The 18,133-nt window shown below is 52.8% G+C and carries 19 protein-coding genes and 1 pseudogene; 13 read left to right on the top strand and 7 right to left on the bottom strand.

All coding sequences use genetic code 11. The features are described 5' to 3' along the window. Positions 1–4 precede the first annotated feature (4 nt). Positions 5–778 (top strand): histidine ABC transporter ATP-binding protein HisP, encoded by a 774-nt coding sequence (hisP, locus tag AC6EMZ_RS07120; protein WP_498401763.1) that lies wholly within the window; start codon positions 5–7, stop codon positions 776–778. 142 nt (positions 779–920) lie between these two features. Here the strand turns inward: hisP and AC6EMZ_RS07125 are convergent, their stop codons facing one another. From AC6EMZ_RS07125 to yfcG, 4 genes are all read right to left on the bottom strand, one after another. After that, positions 921–1,424 (bottom strand): GNAT family N-acetyltransferase, encoded by a 504-nt coding sequence (locus tag AC6EMZ_RS07125; RefSeq protein ID WP_498401764.1) that lies wholly within the window; start codon positions 1,422–1,424, stop codon positions 921–923. Positions 1,425–1,480: 56 nt separating this feature from the next. Next, complete coding sequence (locus AC6EMZ_RS07130) at positions 1,481–2,374, bottom strand: TIGR01777 family oxidoreductase (RefSeq protein WP_498401765.1); 894 nt, start codon at positions 2,372–2,374, stop codon at positions 1,481–1,483. Between the two features lie 19 nt (positions 2,375–2,393). Further along, positions 2,394–2,756, bottom strand: coding sequence for a dihydroneopterin triphosphate 2'-epimerase (gene folX, locus AC6EMZ_RS07135; protein ID WP_498401766.1), 363 nt, complete (start codon positions 2,754–2,756; stop codon positions 2,394–2,396). Between the two features lie 72 nt (positions 2,757–2,828). Continuing rightward, positions 2,829–3,458, bottom strand: a complete 630-nt coding sequence (gene yfcG / locus AC6EMZ_RS07140; RefSeq protein ID WP_498401767.1) for a GSH-dependent disulfide bond oxidoreductase — start codon at positions 3,456–3,458, stop codon at positions 2,829–2,831. Positions 3,459–3,592: 134 nt separating this feature from the next. Between yfcG and yfcF the strand changes: the two genes are divergently transcribed. Genes yfcF through yfcD form a run of 3 tightly spaced genes read left to right on the top strand, consistent with a single transcriptional unit; the run spans position 3,593 to position 5,453 of the window. Further along, positions 3,593–4,237: a glutathione transferase gene (gene yfcF, locus AC6EMZ_RS07145; protein WP_498401768.1), complete on the top strand. Its 645-nt coding sequence runs from the start codon at positions 3,593–3,595 to the stop codon at positions 4,235–4,237. A 53-nt stretch (positions 4,238–4,290) separates the two neighbouring features. Then, positions 4,291–4,842, top strand: a complete 552-nt coding sequence (yfcE, locus tag AC6EMZ_RS07150; RefSeq protein ID WP_498401769.1) for a phosphodiesterase — start codon at positions 4,291–4,293, stop codon at positions 4,840–4,842. A 56-nt stretch (positions 4,843–4,898) separates the two neighbouring features. Next, positions 4,899–5,453, top strand: a complete 555-nt coding sequence (yfcD, locus tag AC6EMZ_RS07155; protein WP_498401770.1) for an NUDIX hydrolase YfcD — start codon at positions 4,899–4,901, stop codon at positions 5,451–5,453. A 3-nt stretch (positions 5,454–5,456) separates the two neighbouring features. On the opposite strand, the gene AC6EMZ_RS07160 is transcribed toward yfcD, so the two are convergent. After that, a complete protein-coding gene (locus AC6EMZ_RS07160) occupies positions 5,457–6,476 on the bottom strand; it encodes a LacI family DNA-binding transcriptional regulator (protein WP_498401771.1) in 1,020 nt (339 codons plus the stop codon). A 237-nt stretch (positions 6,477–6,713) separates the two neighbouring features. Here AC6EMZ_RS07160 and AC6EMZ_RS07165 point away from each other — a divergent pair, with 237 nt between their 5' ends. The 5 genes and pseudogenes from AC6EMZ_RS07165 (at position 6,714) to AC6EMZ_RS07185 (ending at position 10,689) form a co-directional block, all read left to right on the top strand. Then, positions 6,714–7,157 carry a PTS sugar transporter subunit IIA gene (locus AC6EMZ_RS07165; protein WP_498401772.1) on the top strand — a complete coding sequence of 148 codons (444 nt, stop codon included), beginning with the start codon at positions 6,714–6,716 and terminating at the stop codon, positions 7,155–7,157. Between the two features lie 79 nt (positions 7,158–7,236). After that, the gene (locus tag AC6EMZ_RS07170; RefSeq protein ID WP_498401773.1) at positions 7,237–7,509 is read left to right on the top strand and encodes a PTS sugar transporter subunit IIB; all 273 of its coding nucleotides are present in this window, start codon (positions 7,237–7,239) and stop codon (positions 7,507–7,509) included. 16 nt (positions 7,510–7,525) lie between these two features. Then, a pseudogene (locus AC6EMZ_RS07175) lies at positions 7,526–8,916 on the top strand (PTS ascorbate transporter subunit IIC). Next, entirely contained in the window at positions 8,913–9,743 is an 831-nt protein-coding gene (locus AC6EMZ_RS07180; protein WP_498401774.1) for a transketolase, read from the top strand. The pseudogene AC6EMZ_RS07175 and the gene AC6EMZ_RS07180 overlap by 4 nt, the downstream one beginning before the upstream one ends. Beyond that, on the top strand, positions 9,736–10,689 hold the full coding sequence (locus AC6EMZ_RS07185; protein ID WP_498401775.1) for a transketolase family protein: 954 nt from the start codon (positions 9,736–9,738) through the stop codon (positions 10,687–10,689). The genes AC6EMZ_RS07180 and AC6EMZ_RS07185 overlap by 8 nt, the downstream gene beginning before the upstream one ends. Positions 10,690–10,730: 41 nt before the next feature. Here AC6EMZ_RS07185 and pta read toward each other — a convergent pair whose 3' ends face one another. Then, the gene (gene pta, locus AC6EMZ_RS07190) at positions 10,731–12,875 is read right to left on the bottom strand and encodes a phosphate acetyltransferase (RefSeq protein ID WP_498401776.1); all 2,145 of its coding nucleotides are present in this window, start codon (positions 12,873–12,875) and stop codon (positions 10,731–10,733) included. 76 nt (positions 12,876–12,951) lie between these two features. Continuing rightward, positions 12,952–14,154: an acetate kinase gene (ackA, locus tag AC6EMZ_RS07195; RefSeq protein WP_498401777.1), complete on the bottom strand. Its 1,203-nt coding sequence runs from the start codon at positions 14,152–14,154 to the stop codon at positions 12,952–12,954. 336 nt (positions 14,155–14,490) lie between these two features. On the opposite strand from ackA, the gene yfbV reads away from it, so the two are divergent. The 4 genes from yfbV (at position 14,491) to AC6EMZ_RS07215 (ending at position 18,112) form a co-directional block, all read left to right on the top strand. Then, positions 14,491–14,946, top strand: coding sequence for a terminus macrodomain insulation protein YfbV (gene yfbV / locus AC6EMZ_RS07200; RefSeq protein ID WP_498401778.1), 456 nt, complete (start codon positions 14,491–14,493; stop codon positions 14,944–14,946). A gap of 91 nt (positions 14,947–15,037) precedes the next feature. After that, on the top strand, positions 15,038–15,532 hold the full coding sequence (locus AC6EMZ_RS07205) for a YfbU family protein (RefSeq protein ID WP_498401780.1): 495 nt from the start codon (positions 15,038–15,040) through the stop codon (positions 15,530–15,532). 11 nt (positions 15,533–15,543) lie between these two features. Continuing rightward, positions 15,544–16,203, top strand: coding sequence for a sugar phosphatase (locus AC6EMZ_RS07210; RefSeq protein ID WP_498401781.1), 660 nt, complete (start codon positions 15,544–15,546; stop codon positions 16,201–16,203). Positions 16,204–16,279: 76 nt separating this feature from the next. Then, positions 16,280–18,112, top strand: a complete 1,833-nt coding sequence (locus AC6EMZ_RS07215) for an SLC13 family permease (RefSeq protein ID WP_498401782.1) — start codon at positions 16,280–16,282, stop codon at positions 18,110–18,112. The last annotated feature ends 21 nt before the right edge of the window (positions 18,113–18,133 follow it).

Raw genomic sequence — 18,133 nt, forward strand, 5'->3', positions numbered from 1 at the left:
TATGATGGCTGAGAACAAACTAAACGTTATCGACTTGCACAAGCGCTACGGCGAACATGAAGTGCTGAAAGGGGTGTCGTTGCAGGCAAACGCGGGCGATGTCATCAGTATTATTGGCTCATCCGGCTCGGGAAAGAGTACCTTCCTGCGCTGTATTAACTTCCTCGAAAAACCGAGTGAAGGCTCGATTGTGGTCAGCGGACAGACCATCAATCTGGTGCGCGACAAAGACGGGCAGCTAAAAGTGGCTGATAAACATCAGCTACGTCTGTTACGTACCCGCCTGACGATGGTGTTCCAGCATTTTAACCTCTGGAGCCACATGACGGTGCTGGAGAACGTCATGGAAGCGCCCATTCAGGTTTTGGGCTTGAGCAAACAGGAGGCCCGGGCGCGCGCAGAAAAGTATCTGGCAAAGGTGGGTATCGACGAGCGCCAGCAAATTAAATATCCGGTGCATTTGTCTGGCGGTCAACAGCAGCGCGTGTCCATCGCTCGCGCGTTGGCGATGGAGCCCGAAGTGCTGCTGTTCGATGAACCGACTTCGGCACTCGATCCTGAACTGGTGGGAGAGGTGCTGCGCATTATGCAGCAGCTTGCCGAAGAGGGGAAAACGATGGTGGTAGTGACGCACGAAATGGGCTTTGCGCGTAACGTCTCTAACCACGTTATCTTCCTGCATCAGGGGAAAATTGAAGAGCAGGGGCATCCGGATGAGGTATTAGCGAATCCGAAAAGCCCGCGCCTGCAACAGTTCCTGAAAGGATCGCTGAAGTAGGCTGGTTTTTTCTTGCCGGGAGCCAGGGTTGCCATGGCGGCGATTGAGTCGCCATGGCACGTCCACCGGTCCCGCCATCAAAGAGAAGCGCGAAACTTGAAGTGAACGGAACGGCCAACTGAGCCACATGTTCCCTCTTACCCTAACCGCACTCCAACCGATAAGCCCAGTCGTCGTAGCGCACGCCGTCAATCTCATAGGCTTTTACCAGCACCTGCGTGCGCACAAATCCCGCTTTCTCTAATACCCGCACCGACCCGCTATTATCGGCCAGCACGTAAGCGTTAATCGCTTTTACGCCCGTTTGATTAAACGCGTACTCACACACCGCACGCAGCGCTTCGCTGGCGATGCCTTTCCCCTGCGCAGCAGGCACGACCGTATAACCAATATCGGCTTCTTCGCGATTCTGTGTGCTGATTTGCAACCCAATATCGCCCAGGGGTGTGTCGTCGTTATGAGCGCGAATAATAAAAGTATGCGGCGCTGTCAGACGTGCGGCGAATACGCGCCGGGTCTCTTTTTCAGGAGAGATAGTGGCCATATAGCGCATGATAGTGCGGTCTTCGCGCAGCCTGCGAAAAAACGCCCAGTCAAAAGGTTCGAACGGTGTAAGGCGAAGCCGAGGAGTGGTAATCGTTGCCATAATCGCGCCTTTCCGATGAGTCAGGCTGATAACAGTAACATAGCAACGCGGCGGCTTTAACCCACCACATCCTCAAGTGCTTCTTCTAAGTCATACCATCTAAAGGCAAATCCGGCTGCTTCCAGGCGTTTGGGCAGCGCACGCTGCCCGCCTAATACCAGCACCGATGATTCGCCCATCATCAGGCGGATTGCCGTGGCGGGCGCGCGCAATACGGCAGGGCGCTTAAGGGCATGACCCAGCGCATGGGCAAACTGCTCGTTACGTACCGGATACGGCGAGACCATGTTGAACGGTCCGCGCAGGTCGTTATCCAGCAGCCAAAGTATGCCATTCACCATGTCGTCGATATGTATCCACGCCAGATATTGCCGTCCGGTACCCATCGGGCCGCCAAGCCCAAGCTTAAAGACCGGGAGCATTTTTGCCAGAATGCCGCCTTTCGGCGCGAGCACCACGCCGGTACGCAACAGGCAAACGCGCGTGTTATCGCTTTGCGCACCGCAGGCGATTTGCTCCCAGCGGGCGCAAAGTTTGTGGGTAAATTCGTTATGCGGGGGTTCTTCTTCAGTGACGACCACTTCGCCGAGGTCACCGTAATAACCTGCCGCCGAGCCGGAAATCAACACTGAGGGCGGGTTGTCGCTGGCGTGAAACAGGTCTACAAGTTTTTGCGTTATGTTCCACCGGCTGTCGCATAAGCGTTGCTTTTGTTCCGCCGTCCAGCGTTTATCTGCGATAGGTTCTCCGGCAAGGTTGATGACCGCGTCAAAGCCGTCGAGATTCTGATGTTCCGCCAGCCCTTTCCAGATGCCAACCTGGTTGCCCAGCACCTGGCGTGCTTTATCCGGGCTGCGCGTCACCACGGTGATATCGTGGCTAAGCACCTGCAGGCGCGAAATGAGATGGCGGCCAATCAGCCCGGTTCCACCCGTCATCAGAATCTTCATACCACCTCCTGAGTTGCGCCTACCGCCGCCAGCTCAACGTCATGGAGACGGAGTCGGCATAGCGCAGCGCGTGAAGTTTATCGATCTCTACCTCAGCATAAGTGACCCAGTGATGTTCGCGTGCGAGGTCGAGCACATCCTGAGTTAATTTTTCAAGCAACGAGAAACGGTTGTTTTCTACGTAATTGATAATGTTTTTAGTGATGGTGCGGTAGTTCAGTGCGTCGTTGATATCCTCGCTGGCTCGCGCCTTATCCGCAGGATAGTGAATCACCACGTTGATAAGGATATCCTGACGGTTCTCTATCTCTTCGGGTTTAATTCCAATAAATGTACGTAAGCGTAAGTTTTTTATACGAATAATAGCGTCATGCTGTGACATTGCAGGCTTTCTCCATTCATTATTTTTGCCATGATACATGAGGAAATCAGACTCGCTCAACGGGGCTCGCGCTTATATTTGCTGTGCTTTCAACATCGCGCGTTCTGTTGCCGGGCGATGACGAATCCGCTCGAACCAGTTATTGACCGCTGGATACATGTTCAGGTCGATTCGCTGGCGTTCATGGGCGTTAATCCACGGCCAACAGGCGATATCGGCAATACTATAATGGTCGCCTCCAAGCCACGGCGATGCCTCCAGCCGCTTGTTCATAACGCCGTAAAGTCTCTGCGTTTCAACCTGATAGCGTTCGATAGCATAGGGCAGGGTTTGCGGGGCAAAATGATTGAAATGATGATTCTGTCCGAGCATTGGTCCAAGACCGCTCGCCTGCCAGAAAAGCCATTGCAACGTGTGGTGACGCTCTCGCAGTTCACCACTCAGAAGTTTGTTTGTTTTTTCTGCCAGATAAAGCAAGATTTCGCCGGATTCAAACAAGCTTATCGGCCTGCCGCCATCCACGGGTTCGTTATCGACGATGGCGGGTATTTTGTTATTCGGCGAAATGGCGAGAAAATCGGCACGAAACTGATCGCCTTTGCTGATATTCACCTTAATGAGGCGGTAATCCAGCTGTGTCTCTTCCAGAAAAAGGGTGATCTTATGGCCGTTTGGCGTAGGGGCATAATAGAGGTCAATCATCTCAACTCCTGTCGTGATTTTTTCAAGGCATAAAACGAGTATAGGTGCTTGTTGAAATCGTGAGTTTTCATCAAGTGACAGGGAAGAGAAGAGATTATATGTTGGATGTAAACCGATCAGCTGATGAGGATGTTATGAGCCAACCTGCGATTACCCTGTGGTCCGATGCCAATTTTTACTCACCTTACGTCATGAGCGTGTACGTCGCGCTGGCGGAAAAAGGGCTGTCATTTACCCTCAAATCCGTCGATCTCGATCGCGGTGACCATCTTAATCCGGACTGGCAGGGTTACGCCTTAACGCGTCGCGTCCCGGTTCTGGAGATTGACGGATTTGAGCTGAGCGAATCATCGGCGATCGCCGAGTATCTCGAAGATCGTTTTGCCCCGCCGGAATGGGAGCGTATTTATCCACACGATATGCAAAAGCGCGCTCGCGCACGTCAGATCCAGGCGTGGCTGCGTAGCGATTTGGTACCGATCCGTGAGCAACGCTCCACTGACGTTATTTTTGGCGGCGTAAAAAAGCCAGCGTTAACACAAGCAGGTTTAGCCTGTGCGAATAAACTCTTCGACATGGCTACGCAATTGCTTTCACACGGTAACCCAAATTTGTTTGGTGAATGGTGCATCGCCGATGCCGATCTGGCCCTGATGCTCAACCGCCTGGTGCTCAACGGTGACGACGTGCCGCCAGCGCTGGCGGATTATGCAACGTTTCAATGGCAGCGGGCCTCAGTACAGCGGTTTGTGGCGCTTTCGGCTAAGCGTCCAGGCTGATTAGCCTGGCGGGTTGAGGTATAATAGAGCGTGTATTTTGCAAGGAGTGACTGATGAAACTGATGTTTGCATCGGATATCCACGGATCGCTGCCCGCCACAGAACGTGTGTTATCGCTGTTTGAGCAAAGCGGTGCGCAGTGGTTGGTTATCCTGGGGGACGTGCTTAATCATGGTCCGCGCAATGCGTTGCCAGAAGGTTATGCCCCGGCACAGGTCGCCGAAAAGCTGAACCTGTACGCCAGCCAGATTATTGCCGTGCGCGGGAATTGCGATAGCGAAGTTGACCAAATGTTACTTCAATTCCCCATAACCGCGCCCTGGCAACAGGTACTGCTGGAAAAATGCCGTTTGTTTTTGACTCACGGTCATCTGTTTGGCCCGGATAACCTGCCCGTTCTGGCGACTGGCGATGTGCTGGTTTACGGCCATACTCATATTCCGGTGGCGGAGAAGCAGGGCAGCATTGTGCATTTCAACCCAGGCTCAGTCAGTATCCCGAAAGGCGGGTACGCGCCGAGCTATGGCATGCTCGAAGATAATCAACTGCGTGTTATCGCACTTAATGATCAGCAAGTTATTGCGCAGGTCAGCATTAATCCGTAAGTTACACCTCAAACGTCAAACGCGCCGAAAGAGCGCTTAATCGAGAAGGGTTCCCGATGGTGGAGCAGAGTCAATTGGCAAGTACAGAGTGGGTTGATATTGTCAGCGAAGACAATGAGGTGATTGCACAGGCCAGCCGCGAGCAAATGCGCGCAGAGCGTCTGCGTCATCGCGCAACTTACATCGTTGTGCACGATGGTATGGGTAAGATCCTGGTACAGCGACGTACTGATACGAAAGATTTTCTGCCGGGTATGCTGGATGCCACAGCGGGTGGTGTAGTCCAGGCTGATGAAATCCTGCTGGATTCCGCGCGCCGCGAAGCAGAAGAAGAACTCGGTATTGCCGGTGTCCCTTTTGCCGAACACGGTCAATTCTATTTTGAAGACAAAAACTGCCGCGTCTGGGGCGGGCTGTTCAGCTGCGTATCCCACGGCCCGTTTGCACTTCAGGAAGAAGAGGTCAGTGAAGTAAGCTGGATGACGCCGGAAGAGATCACGGCGCGTTGCGATGAGTTCACGCCGGATTCATTGAAAGCGCTGGCACTGTGGATGACCCGCAATGCCAGGAACGAATCGACCAGACCAGAGAAACAGGAAGAAGCTGAATAAAATTCAGCAACTCTCCCGTAAGCACAGGCTGGAGGCGATAGTTTTCTGATCGCTCCAGTCTCCATCACCCAGGCGTTCCAGCAACGCGCGACCGGCTTCAATGCCAATTTTTCGATGCGGCACCGCCATCGTGGTCAGCGGTGGTTGGCAAACGCGACTGACGTCACTATCACCAAAACCTACCACTGCCAGATCGTCAGGGACTTTAATACGCCTGCGCTGGCACTCATATAACACGCCGCACGCCAGCTCATCTGAAACACAGACCAGTGCATCCAGTTCCGGCCACGCCAGCAAAAACTCTGGCAGTTGCGACGCGCCGGTGGAGAAACTCGGTGGAAGCGCTGCGTTAATCACTCGATTTGGTGACATATGATGGCGCAACATGGCTTTATACCAGCCTTGTAGATGCTGCTGGAAAATCCACTGCTCCTGGTTGGCGCACAGCAAACCAATATTCTGATACCCACGTTGAATGACCAGTTCTGTGATTTCGTACATCGCGGCAACGTTATCGATGCCGATATTCATATCAATGGGATCGGCACGCATAGCGCCCATTTCCATTACGGGAATAGAGGCATTTTTCAGCCAATGACGAACGGTGTCGGTATGTTCAACGCTGAGTAAAATTGCGGCAGCAATGTTAGATGCCAGCAGCGTTTCAAGGAGTTTTTCCTCTTGCTCAAGGCGATGTTGGGACTCTGCCAGCATTATCTGATATCCGGCAGGTTGCAGCACCTGCTGTAGCCCGGCGAACATTTCGGAACAACCATCTTCAGCAAGATTTGGTACGACCATCGCAATGGTCCTCGACGACGCTGACGCCAGCGCACTGGCGGCAAGATTGGGCATGTAGCCGAGTTCATGCACCGCAGCTTCGATTTTTTCTCGTAGTTTATCGGAAACTTGCTCGGGCGTGCGCAATGCACGGGACACCGTCATAGTACCCACACCGGCAAGCTGCGCGACGTCGGAGATCGTCACTTTACCGGTACTACGTCGTTTACGGGTTAGAGACATACAAATTCCTGGTGACCACGCGTTTTTCTTATCATCCTTCGCTTCACGTGAAACTGAGTATACGCCTTAAATCCCTTTTTTTACTGTGATTTCCTCGCAGGATGATAATTTGATAGCGCTATCACAATTTTGAATGTTAGAAATTGGTAGCGCTATCTTTGTGATCTTGATCGCAGCTATCCGCGTGAGGCTTGCATAAAGTTTGCTCATTGTTGGCGCAGGGGGGAGGAGAATAAATTGCTCAAAACCTGGATACATGATGCAACCATCACGTTACAAGACAGCGTGGAAAATTGGCCGCAGGCGCTGGAACAGTGTGCCAGACCTCTGCTGGAGATGAATGTAATAACACCGGAGTATGTCACGGCAATCGTCGAACAACATCACGCGTTAGGACCCTATTATGTGCTGGCACCGGGGCTAGCAATGCCGCATGCGCGGCCAGAAGAAGGGGCAAAAGGATTGGGCCTCTCATTATTAAAACTTAAACAGGGCGTTTCATTTGGTGCCGGGGAGTTTGATCCTGTCGATGTCATCATTATGCTGGCAGCCCCGGATAAACATAGCCATATCGAAATGATATCCGCATTGGCTGAATTATTTTCCAGCGATAACGATTTGGCTGAATTACATAACGCACAGACCCTGGAGGAAATAAAAGCGATTATCGAACGCTTCTAGTTTTATAACCTGTTCCGATTGCATAACACATTACGCTGACGCGTGATGCGGACGTACTCTACTCAAAAAGGGCATAACAATGAAAATCATGGCGATATGCGGCTCCGGCCTGGGCAGTAGTTTTATGGTCGAAATGAATATTAAAAAAGTACTCAAAAAGCTGAATATTGAAGCGGAAGTTGAACACTCCGATCTGTCATCTGCGACGCCAGGTGCCGCCGACCTGTTCGTGATGGCAAAGGATATCGCTGCCAGCGCGAGCGTGCCGGAGAACCAGTTGGTGGTGATCAACAACATCATCGATATCAACGAACTCGAAACGCAACTTTGCGCCTGGTTCGACAAACAATAACTATAGTGAGGTGGATATGTTTATCCTCGAAACGCTGAACTTCGTTGTTGATATATTAAAAGTCCCATCGGTACTGGTTGGCTTAATTGCGTTAATCGGACTGGTTGCGCAGAAGAAACCGTTTTCCGATGTGGTAAAAGGCACAATTAAAACGATTCTCGGTTTTATTGTGTGGGCGGCGGTGCGACCGTACTCGTCGGGTCATTAAATCCATTAGGCGGTATGTTTGAACACGCCTTCAACATTCAGGGCATTATTCCAAACAATGAAGCCATCGTATCTATTGCGCTGGAGAAATATGGTGCATCAACCGCGCTAATAATGGCGTTTGGTATGGTCGCCAATATTATTGTCGCCCGCTTTACGCGCCTTAAGTACATCTTCCTGACCGGACATCACACCTTCTATATGGCGTGCATGATCGGCGTGATCCTGACGGTAGCGGGCTTTGAGGGGATCGGCCTGGTCTTTACCGGTTCGTTAATTCTCGGTCTGGTGATGGCCTTCTTCCCGGCGATAGCGCAGCGCTATATGAAGCGCATCACTGGTAACGATGACATCGCATTTGGTCACTTCGGAACGTTGGGGTATGTGCTCTCGGGCTGGATTGGCAGCAAGTGCGGAAAAGGCTCTCGATCTACTGAAGAGATGAACCTGCCTAAAATCTTAAGCTTCCTGCGCGACAGTTCCATCTCTATCTCCCTGACCATGATGATCATCTATCTGATCATGGCGGTCAGCGCCGGGCGTGAATACGTTGAGGCGACCTTCAGCGGCGGCCAAAACTACCTGGTCTACGCCATCATTATGGCCATTACCTTTGCGGCGGGCGTGTTCATCATCCTACAGGGTGTTCGCCTGATTCTGGCAGAAATCGTACCGGCCTTTACCGGCTTCTCCGAAAAACTGGTACCAAATGCGCGTCCTGCACTCGACTGCCCGGTGGTCTATCCCTACGCACCGAATGCCGTGCTGATTGGCTTCCTGTTTAGCTTCCTGGGTGGTCTGGTCGGGATGTTCATTTGTGGTCAGCTTAATTGGGTATTAATTCTGCCAGGCGTCGTGCCGCACTTCTTTACCGGGGCGACAGCGGGCGTGTTCGGTAATGCGACGGGGGGACGTCGTGGCGCGATGATAGGCGCCTTTGCTAATGGCCTGCTGATAACCTTCCTGCCGGTTCTGCTGCTGCCTGTGCTGGGCGCGATTGGCTTTGCGAACACCACGTTCTCGGATGCCGACTTTGGTGCCGTCGGGATTGTGCTTGGCAATCTGGCGCGCTTCCTGTCACCGATGGCCATTACAGGGCTGGTGGTTGCGCTGTTCGCGCTGCTGGTGGCGTACAACGTGTTTGCGAAAAATAAAACGGCAGGCGGTAAGACTCAGGAAAACACCGGAGCTAAATCATGAATGTGAAAGAAGTAACGCAACTGGCCCGTGATATTCGCGTGGCAACACTCAAATCATTGACCCAACTTGGGTTCGGCCATTACGGCGGCAGTATGTCGGTGGTGGAAACGCTGGCCGTGTTATATGGCGCGGTGATGAAAATTGACCCCGCCGATCCTGACTGGCCTGAGCGCGATTATTTTGTGTTATCAAAAGGCCATGCAGGCCCGGCGCTCTACAGCACTCTGGCGATTAAAGGCTATTTCCCGGTGGAAGAGTTGAGCACGTTAAACCAGAACGGAACACGCTTGCCGAGTCACCCGGATCGATTAAAAACGCGCGGTGTTGACGCCACGACGGGATCGCTGGGGCAGGGGATTTCTATCGCTGGCGGGATGGCGCTATCGCACAAGCTGGCGGGCCGTGTGAACCGTGTTTTCTGCATCGTCGGCGATGGCGAACTCAACGAAGGGCAGTGCTGGGAAGCGTTCCAGTTTATCGCCCATCACCGTCTCACTAATCTGACCGTATTCGTCGACTGGAACAAACAGCAGCTTGACGGTGAGCTGGACGAGATAATCAGTGCGTTCGATCTGGAAGGAAAATTCCGCGCCTTTGGTTTCGATGTGGTGACGGTGAAAGGCGATGACGTTCCTGGGTTACTGGAGGTGGTATCGCTGCCTCCTGCCACGGAAGCGCGCCCGCTGGTCGTTATCCTCGACAGCATCAAAGGGCAGGGAGTGCCATATCTTGAACAGCTGAGCAACTCCCACCATCTGCGGCTGACGGATGAAATTAAAGACGCGCTTAATGAGACGATTCGCCAACTGGAGGCCGCACATGATTAAGGTTGCATCTGTAGGACAAAAAGACGCGATTGAGATGCGCAAAGTGTATGCCGGGTTTATTGCAAATCAGGTTGAGGCCGGAAGCACGATTATCGCCCTTGAAGCAGATTTGATGAGCTCAATGGCGATGGACAGTGTGGCGCGAGATTACCCGCAGCACGTCATTAACTGCGGGATCATGGAAGCCAACGTCATCGGCACTGCAGCTGGGTTATCGCTGACCGGGCGTAAACCTTTTGTGCATACCTTTACCGCGTTTGCCAGCCGCCGCTGCTTCGACCAGCTGTTTATGGCGCTGGATTATCAGCGAAATAATGTCAAAGTCATTGCCTCCGATGCAGGGGTGACCGCCTGTCACAACGGCGGAACGCATATGTCATTTGAGGATATGGGGATCGTGCGCGGTCTTGCCCACTCGGTAGTGCTTGAAGTGACCGATGCAGTGATGTTTGAAGATATTCTGCGCCAGCTTATCGATCTTGAAGGCTTCTACTGGGTCAGGACGATTCGCAAGCAAGCCCCAAGCGTGTATGCCCCAGGTTCAACTTTTACCATTGGTAAAGGCAATGTCCTGCGCGAAGGCAGCGATATTACCCTGATTGCTAACGGTATTATGGTAGCAGAAGCGCTGGAAGCGGCTCGTCAACTTGAGCAAGAGGGCGTCAGCGCCGCTGTTATCGATATGTTTACCCTGAAACCCATCGACAGGATGCTGGTAAAAAACTACGCCGAGAAGACCGGGCGCATCGTGACCTGCGAGAACCACAGCATCCATAACGGGCTGGGATCGGCGGTGGCGGAAGTGTTGGTCGAAACCTGTCCGGTGCCAATGCGTCGCGTTGGCGTGAAGGAGCGGTATGGCCAGGTAGGGACGCAGGATTTCCTGCAGAAGGAGTACGGCCTGACGGCACACGACATTGTGTCGGCAGCTCGGGAGCTGCTGTAATAAAAAAGGCGACCGTGGTCGCCTTTTTATTTACAACAATATTACTGCTGTTGCTGTGAAGACTGAATCGCGGTCAGAGCGATGGTGTAGACGATATCGTCAACCAGTGCGCCACGAGACAGGTCGTTCACCGGCTTGCGCATACCTTGCAGCATCGGCCCGATGGAGATCAGGTCGGCAGAACGTTGTACCGCTTTGTAGGTGGTGTTACCGGTGTTCAAATCAGGGAAGATGAACACGGTTGCGCGACCTGCAACCGGAGAGTTCGGTGCTTTGGATTTCGCAACGTCAGCCATAACGGCGGCGTCATACTGCAACGGACCATCGATAACCAGATCCGGGCGTTTTTCCTGCGCCAGACGGGTCGCTTCACGCACTTTCTCAACGTCGCTACCTGCACCAGAATTACCGGTGGAGTAAGAGAGCATTGCAACGCGTGGTTCGATACCGAAGGCAATCGCGGAATCCGCAGACTGGATAGCAATTTCTGCCAGCTGTTCAGCGGTTGGATCCGGGTTGATCGCACAGTCACCGTAAACGTAAACCTGTTCTGGCAGCAGCATGAAGAACACGGAAGAGACCAGCGAGCTGCCCGGAGCGGTTTTGATCAGCTGCAACGGTGGACGGATGGTGTTAGCCGTGGTGTGAACCGCGCCAGAAACCAGGCCGTCAACTTCGTCTTGTTCCAGCATCAGCGTGCCGAGAACCACGTTATCTTCCAGCTGTTCGCGGGCAACGGCTTCGGTCATGCCTTTGCTCTTACGCAGCTCAACCAGACGTGCAACGTAGCTTTCTCGGACCACTTCAGGATCGACGATTTCAATACCGGAACCCAGCTCAACGCCCTGAGACGCTGCAACGCGGGTGATTTCATCCGGGTTACCCAGCAGCACACAGGTCGCGATGCCGCGCTCTGCACAAATTGCTGCTGCTTTTACCGTACGTGGTTCGTCGCCTTCTGGCAGAACAACGCGCTTACCGGCTTTACGTGCAAGCTCAGTCAGCTGGTAGCGGAATGCTGGTGGAGACAGACGACGGCTACGCTCGGACGTTGCAGTCAGGGATTCGATCCAGTCTGCATTGATGAAGCTTGCCACGTATTCCTGAACTTTCTCGATACGCTCGTGATCGTCAACCGGAACTTCCAGATTGAAGCTCTGCAGGCTCAGGGAGGTCTGCCAGGTGTTGGTATTCACCATGAATACCGGCAGGCCAGTCGCGAAGGCACGTTCGCACAACTTGCTTACGCGAGCGTCCATTTCATACGCGCCGGTCAGCAGGATGGCACCGATTTCAACGCCGTTCATCGCAGCCAGACACGCTGCAACCAGCACGTCAGGACGATCGGCGGAAGTCACCAGCAGAGAACCTGCGCGGAAATGTTCCAGCATGTGCGGAATACTACGCGCACAGAAGGTCACAGATTTCACGCGGCGGGTGTTGATATCGCCTTCGTTAACCACGGTTGCGTTCAGGTGACGCGCCATGTCGATTGCACGGGTAGCAATCAGGTCGAAGCTCCACGGTACCGCGCCCAGAATTGGCAGCGGGCTGCTTTCGCTCAGCTGAGCTGGATCAACTTTCACGACTTTCGCTTTGGAAGAGTCGTCGAAAATTTCTGACAGGTCAGGGCGTGTGCGGCCTTGCTCATCAACCGGTGCGTTCAATTTGTTAACGATAACGCCGGTGATGTTGGCATTTTTCATGCCGCCGAAGCTGCTGCGAGTCAGCTCGATACGTTCTTTCAACTGCTCTTGCGTATCGGTACCCTGAGACATCACGAATACGATTTCTGCATTCAGGGTTTTCGCGATTTCATAGTTCAGAGACTGCGCAAACTGATGTTTACGTGTCGGAACCAGGCCTTCTACCAGTACCACTTCCGCATCTTGCACGTTTGCGTGGTAGTTGGCGATGATCTCTTCCATCAGCACATCATTCTGATTGCTGGACAGCAGAGATTCAACGTGGCTCATCTTCAGCGGTTCAGCCGCTGGCAGATTGGAATTTTTACGCACAATGGCGGTGGTCTGGTCTGGCGCATCGCCACCAGCACGCGGTTGAGCGATAGGCTTAAAGACGCTCAGGCGAACGCCTTTACGTTCCATAGCACGGATTACGCCAAGGCTGACGCTAGTCAGGCCGACGCTGGTTCCGGTAGGGATCAGCATAATAGTACGGGACACGGTTTATCCTCTTTTGGTTACCGCCGCATTGGGCGGGGTACAAAACAGCACCGCCAGCATGGCTGGCGGTGTGGTATCAGGCAGTCAGACGGTTGGCGTCTTGTGCGATGACCAACTCTTCGTTGGTTGGGATAACCATCGCAAGCGTTGTGCCTTCTTTGTTGATGTAGCCAGATTTGCCGAAACGGGCAGCCAGGTTACGTTCGTGATCAACATCGAAGCCCAGAACGCCCAGTTTGCCCAGAGACAGTTCGCGAACCATTGCTGCGTTTTCACCGATGCCACCAGTGAAGACAACAGCGTCCAGACGACCATCCATCAGTGCGGTGTAGGAACCGATGTATTTCGCCAGACGGTGGCAGTAAACGTCCATTGCACGTTTTGCGTCTTCTTTATCTGCGTAGTTATCTTCAACGTAACGGCAGTCGCTGGTGACTTCGGTCAGACCCAGCAGGCCAGACTCTTTGGTCAGCATTTTGTTGATCTCGTCAACGCTCATGCCCAGGGTGTCGTGCAGGTGGAAGATAATAGCCGGATCGATATCGCCAGAACGCGTACCCATCACCAGGCCTTCCAGCGGGGTTAGACCCATAGAAGTATCAACACACTTGCCGTTACGGATGGCAGAAACAGAACCGCCGTTGCCCAGGTGGCAGGTGATGATATTCACTTCTTCCACTGGTTTGTTCAGCATTTTTGCCGCTTCTTGAGTCACGTAGAAGTGGCTGGTACCGTGCGCGCCGTAGCGACGTACACCATGCTCTTTGTACAGTTTGTACGGCAGGGCGTAGAGGTAAGATTCTTCCGGCATAGTCTGATGGAACGCGGTGTCAAATACGGCCACGTTTTTGTCTTTCAGCTGCGGGAAGGATTTCAGTGCTTCGTAGATACCGATCAAATGCGCTGGGTTGTGCAGCGGTGCAAAAGAAGCGGAATCTTTGATACCCTGAATGACGGTTTCATCAATGACGACGGAGCTGGTGTATTTTTCACCACCGTGGACGATACGGTGACCGATCGACGTCAACTGAGCAGACAGTTCTGGTTTTTGTGCCAGAATAGTGTTAACGATAAAGTTCAGCGCTTCACTGTGAGCGGCGCCTGCACCTAAAGCCGCTTCTTGTTTGCTGCCGTCCATTTTCCATTTGATACGTGCTTCAGGAAGGTGGAAACATTCGGACAAACCAGAGAGGTACTCTTCACCGTTGAGCGCATCGATGATGGCGAATTTCAGGGAGGAGCTACCGCAGTTCAGAACCAGTACTAACTTACTCGACATGGAAGTACCTATTATTGATACGTGGCTAAAAAATGTCAGTGAATCCCGTAGCGTAGCGCAAGAGGATGCCAACATTTATGATTAACATCATGCCAAACGACGTTTCTGGCATGACGAAAGAAATCCATATGATTTTATGCCATTTTGAACATTTTTCAGACAATGGCATAATATGCGATAATTTGACGAGTTAACGATTCTCGTCTAAGGCCCTTTGAGGCTGGCACAGAATACCCGATACTGGGTAGTGATGACAAAATATTTTGAACGTTGTCATAGCCTGTTGTGGTTTTGCACAAAAATTTTAATTTTTATATGTGAAGTTGAGGTACAGCCATGTCAACACCTGAAAACCCCTCCGTGAGCTTCTTTGGCCTGTTTCGCCGCGGGCAACTTTATGCCAAGACGTGGCCGCTGGAAAAGCGCCTCGCGCCAGTGTTTGTTGATAACCGCGCCATCCGGATGACGCGCTATGCGATCCGCTTTATGCCGCCCGTCGCCGTGTTTACGCTGTGCTGGCAAATTGCATTAGGTGGCCAACTCGGTCCCGCGGTCGCTACGGCGCTATTTGCGCTTAGCTTGCCGATGCAAGGACTCTGGTGGCTGGGCAAGCGTTCAGTCACGCCGCTACCCCCTACTATTTTACACTGGTTTTATGAAGTGCGCGGTAAACTTCAGGACGCGGGCCAGACGCTTGCCCCAGTAGAAGGAAAGCCTGATTACCAGGCGCTGGCGGATACGCTCAAACGCGCATTTAAACAACTTGATAAAACATTCCTTGATGACTTGTGATTGATCATCGAAACGATCTGAAAAAGAAGGCACAGTAACAAACAGTTACCGTGTCTTTTTTTTAAGTGCCATGCGCCACAGGAGTCGAAAGATGGAAATGACCCATGCTCAACGTCTGATTTTGTCTAATCAGTACAAGATGATGACTATGCTTGATCCCGATAACGCTGAGCGCTACAGCCGCTTGCAGACCATCGTGGAACGTGGCTTTGGTTTACAAATGCGCGAACTGGACCGTGAGTACGGTGAGATGACGGAAGAAATCTGCCGCACCGTTATTGATATTATGGAGATGTACCACGCTCTGCATGTGTCCTGGACGAACCTTAAAGATTCGCAGACCATTGACGAGCGTCGCGTCACGTTCCTCGGTTTTGATGTGGCGACAGAATCCCGGTATCTGAGCTATGTCCGCTTTATGGTCAATACTGAAGGTCGTTACACCCATTTCGATGCCGGTACCCACGGCTTTAACTCGCAAACGCCGATGTGGGAAAAATATCAACGCATGTTAAGCGTGTGGCACGCTTGCCCGCGTCAATACCATTTGAGTAATAACGAGATCCAACAAATCATTAATGCCTGAGGGAGGTGAGTGTGCAGTGTAAAGGTTTTCTGTTTGATTTGGACGGTACGCTGGTGGATTCGCTGCCGGTTGTGGAGCGTTCGTGGTGCCACTGGGCCGACAGGCATGGCATTGACCATCAGGACGTGCTGAATTTCATCCATGGCAAACAGGCCATTACCTCTTTGCGACACTTCCTGGCGGGAAGAACCGAAGAAGAAATTCAGTCGGAGTTCACCTGGCTTGAACAAATCGAGGCCACAGATACCCAAGGTATCGTTGCGCTGCCGGGGGCCCTTGAGCTACTACAGCATTTGAACGAAGCGTCAATTCCGTGGGCTATCGTGACCTCTGGTTCCATCCCCGTTGCGCATGCGCGCCACAAAGCGGCGGGTTTGCCAATGCCAGAAGTGTTTGTTACTGCCGAGCGTGTTAAGCGTGGTAAACCTGAACCTGATGCGTTTTTGCTGGGAGCCGAATTGCTCGGACTCCAGCCTGCGGAGTGTGTGGTTGTCGAAGATGCTTCTGCTGGTGTGCTAGCCGGGCTTAACGCCGGGTGCCACGTCATTGCCGTGAATGTTCCCGCTGATTCACCGCGACTCGATGAGGTCGATTTTGTTCTCACCTCGCTACAGGCGCTCTCGGTACACAAGCTATCTGATGGGAATGTAACCGTTTCCCTGAAAATGTAATCCCTTGATTAAGCCCCACATTGTTGGGGCTTTTTTGTGGCAAAATTCCACCCCCTCTCCCTGACAAGGAAACGTTGTGAACGGTGAACTGATTTGGGTGTTGAGCCTGCTTGCTATCGCCATCATTCTTTTTGCAACCGGCAAAGTGCGCATGGATGCCGTTGCGTTGCTGGTTATTGTCGCCTTTGTTCTGAGCGGCACATTAACCCTTTCAGAAGCCTTTTCGGGATTTAGCGATCCTAACGTCATCCTGATTGCCGCGCTGTTTATTATCGGCGATGGTTTGGTCAGGACCGGTGTGGCGACGGTGATGGGCGCATGGCTTATCAAGGTGGCAGGCAGCAGCGAAACCAAAATGCTGATTTACCTGATGCTAACGGTGGCAGGGCTTGGCGCTTTTATGAGCTCAACCGGGGTGGTTGCCATTTTTATTCCCGTCGTTCTTAGTGTGTCAATGCGGATGCAAACTTCACCTTCGCGTCTGATGATGCCGCTCAGCTTTGCGGGGCTTATCAGCGGGATGATGACGCTGGTTGCGACGCCACCTAACCTGGTGGTGAACAGCGAGCTGCTGCGGGAAGGATACGCCGGATTTAGCTTTTTTAGCGTGACGCCGATTGGGCTGGTGGTTCTGGTCCTCGGGGTGTTTTACATGTTGCTGACCCGCTTCGCGCTGAAAGGCGAAGACAAAAATAACCACCGTGACGGCTGGCGTCGACGCACCTTCCGCGATTTGATTAAAGAGTATCGCCTGACGGGGCGCGCTCGCCGCCTGGCAATTCGTCCGGGTTCGCCGTTAATTGGGCAGCGTCTGGACGATCTTAAACTGCGTGAACGCTATGGTGCCAACATCATCGGTGTAGAGCGCTGGCGGCGGTTTCGGCGGGTGATTGTCAACGTTAACGGCGTGTCTGAATTTCGCGCCAGGGATGTATTGCTTATCGATATGTCGACAGCCGAAGTCGATCTGCGCGAATTTTGTAGCGAACAACTGCTGGAACCCATGGTTCTGCGCGGCGAATACTTCTCAGACCAGGCGCTTGATGTGGGGATGGCAGAAGTGTCATTAATTCCCGATTCAGAACTGTTGGGTAAAACCGTAAGGGAAATGGGCTTTCGCACCCGCTACGGCCTGAATGTCGTCGGTTTGAAGCGCGGAGGTGTGGCGATGGACGGTGCCGTCGTTGATGAGCCCATCGAGCTAGGGGATATTTTCCTGGTGGTGGGTAACTGGAAGCTTATCAGCCAGCTAGGGCAAAGAGGCCGCGATTTCGTGGTGCTCAATGTTCCTGTCGAAGAAAGTGACGCCTCGCCCGCGCATAGCCAGGCACCGCACGCGATTTTTTGTTTGGTGCTAATGGTCGCCTTAATGTTGACCGATGAAATTCCTAACCCGGTGGCAGCCATTATCGCGTGTTTACTGATGGGGAAATTCCGCTGCATCGACGCGGAAAGCGCCTATAAGGCCATACACTGGCCAAGCATTATTCTCATCGTGGGGATGATGCCGTTTGCATTAGCGCTGCAAAAAACGGGTGGCGTGGATTTGATCGTCAAAGGACTCATGGATGTCGGAGGCGGGTATGGCCCATACCTGATGCTGGTGTGTCTGTTCGTCATGTGCGCAACGATAGGTCTTTTTATCTCCAATACGGCAACGGCGGTACTGATGGCACCCATCGCGCTGGCGATGGCAAAATCGATGGACGTCTCACCGTATCCTTTTGCCATGATGGTGGCGATGGCGGCATCTGCTGCCTTTATGACGCCCGTCTCTTCACCGGTCAACACGCTGGTTCTGGGGCCAGGGAATTACAAATTCAGTGATTTCGTGAAGCTCGGCGTGCCGTTTACCCTTTTGGTGATGATGGTGTGCGTGGTGCTGATCCCAGTGCTATTCCCGTTTTGAGTTTCTGTGCCCGACCAACGC

This window comes from Enterobacter sp. SCRI0065, from assembly GCF_059766475.1.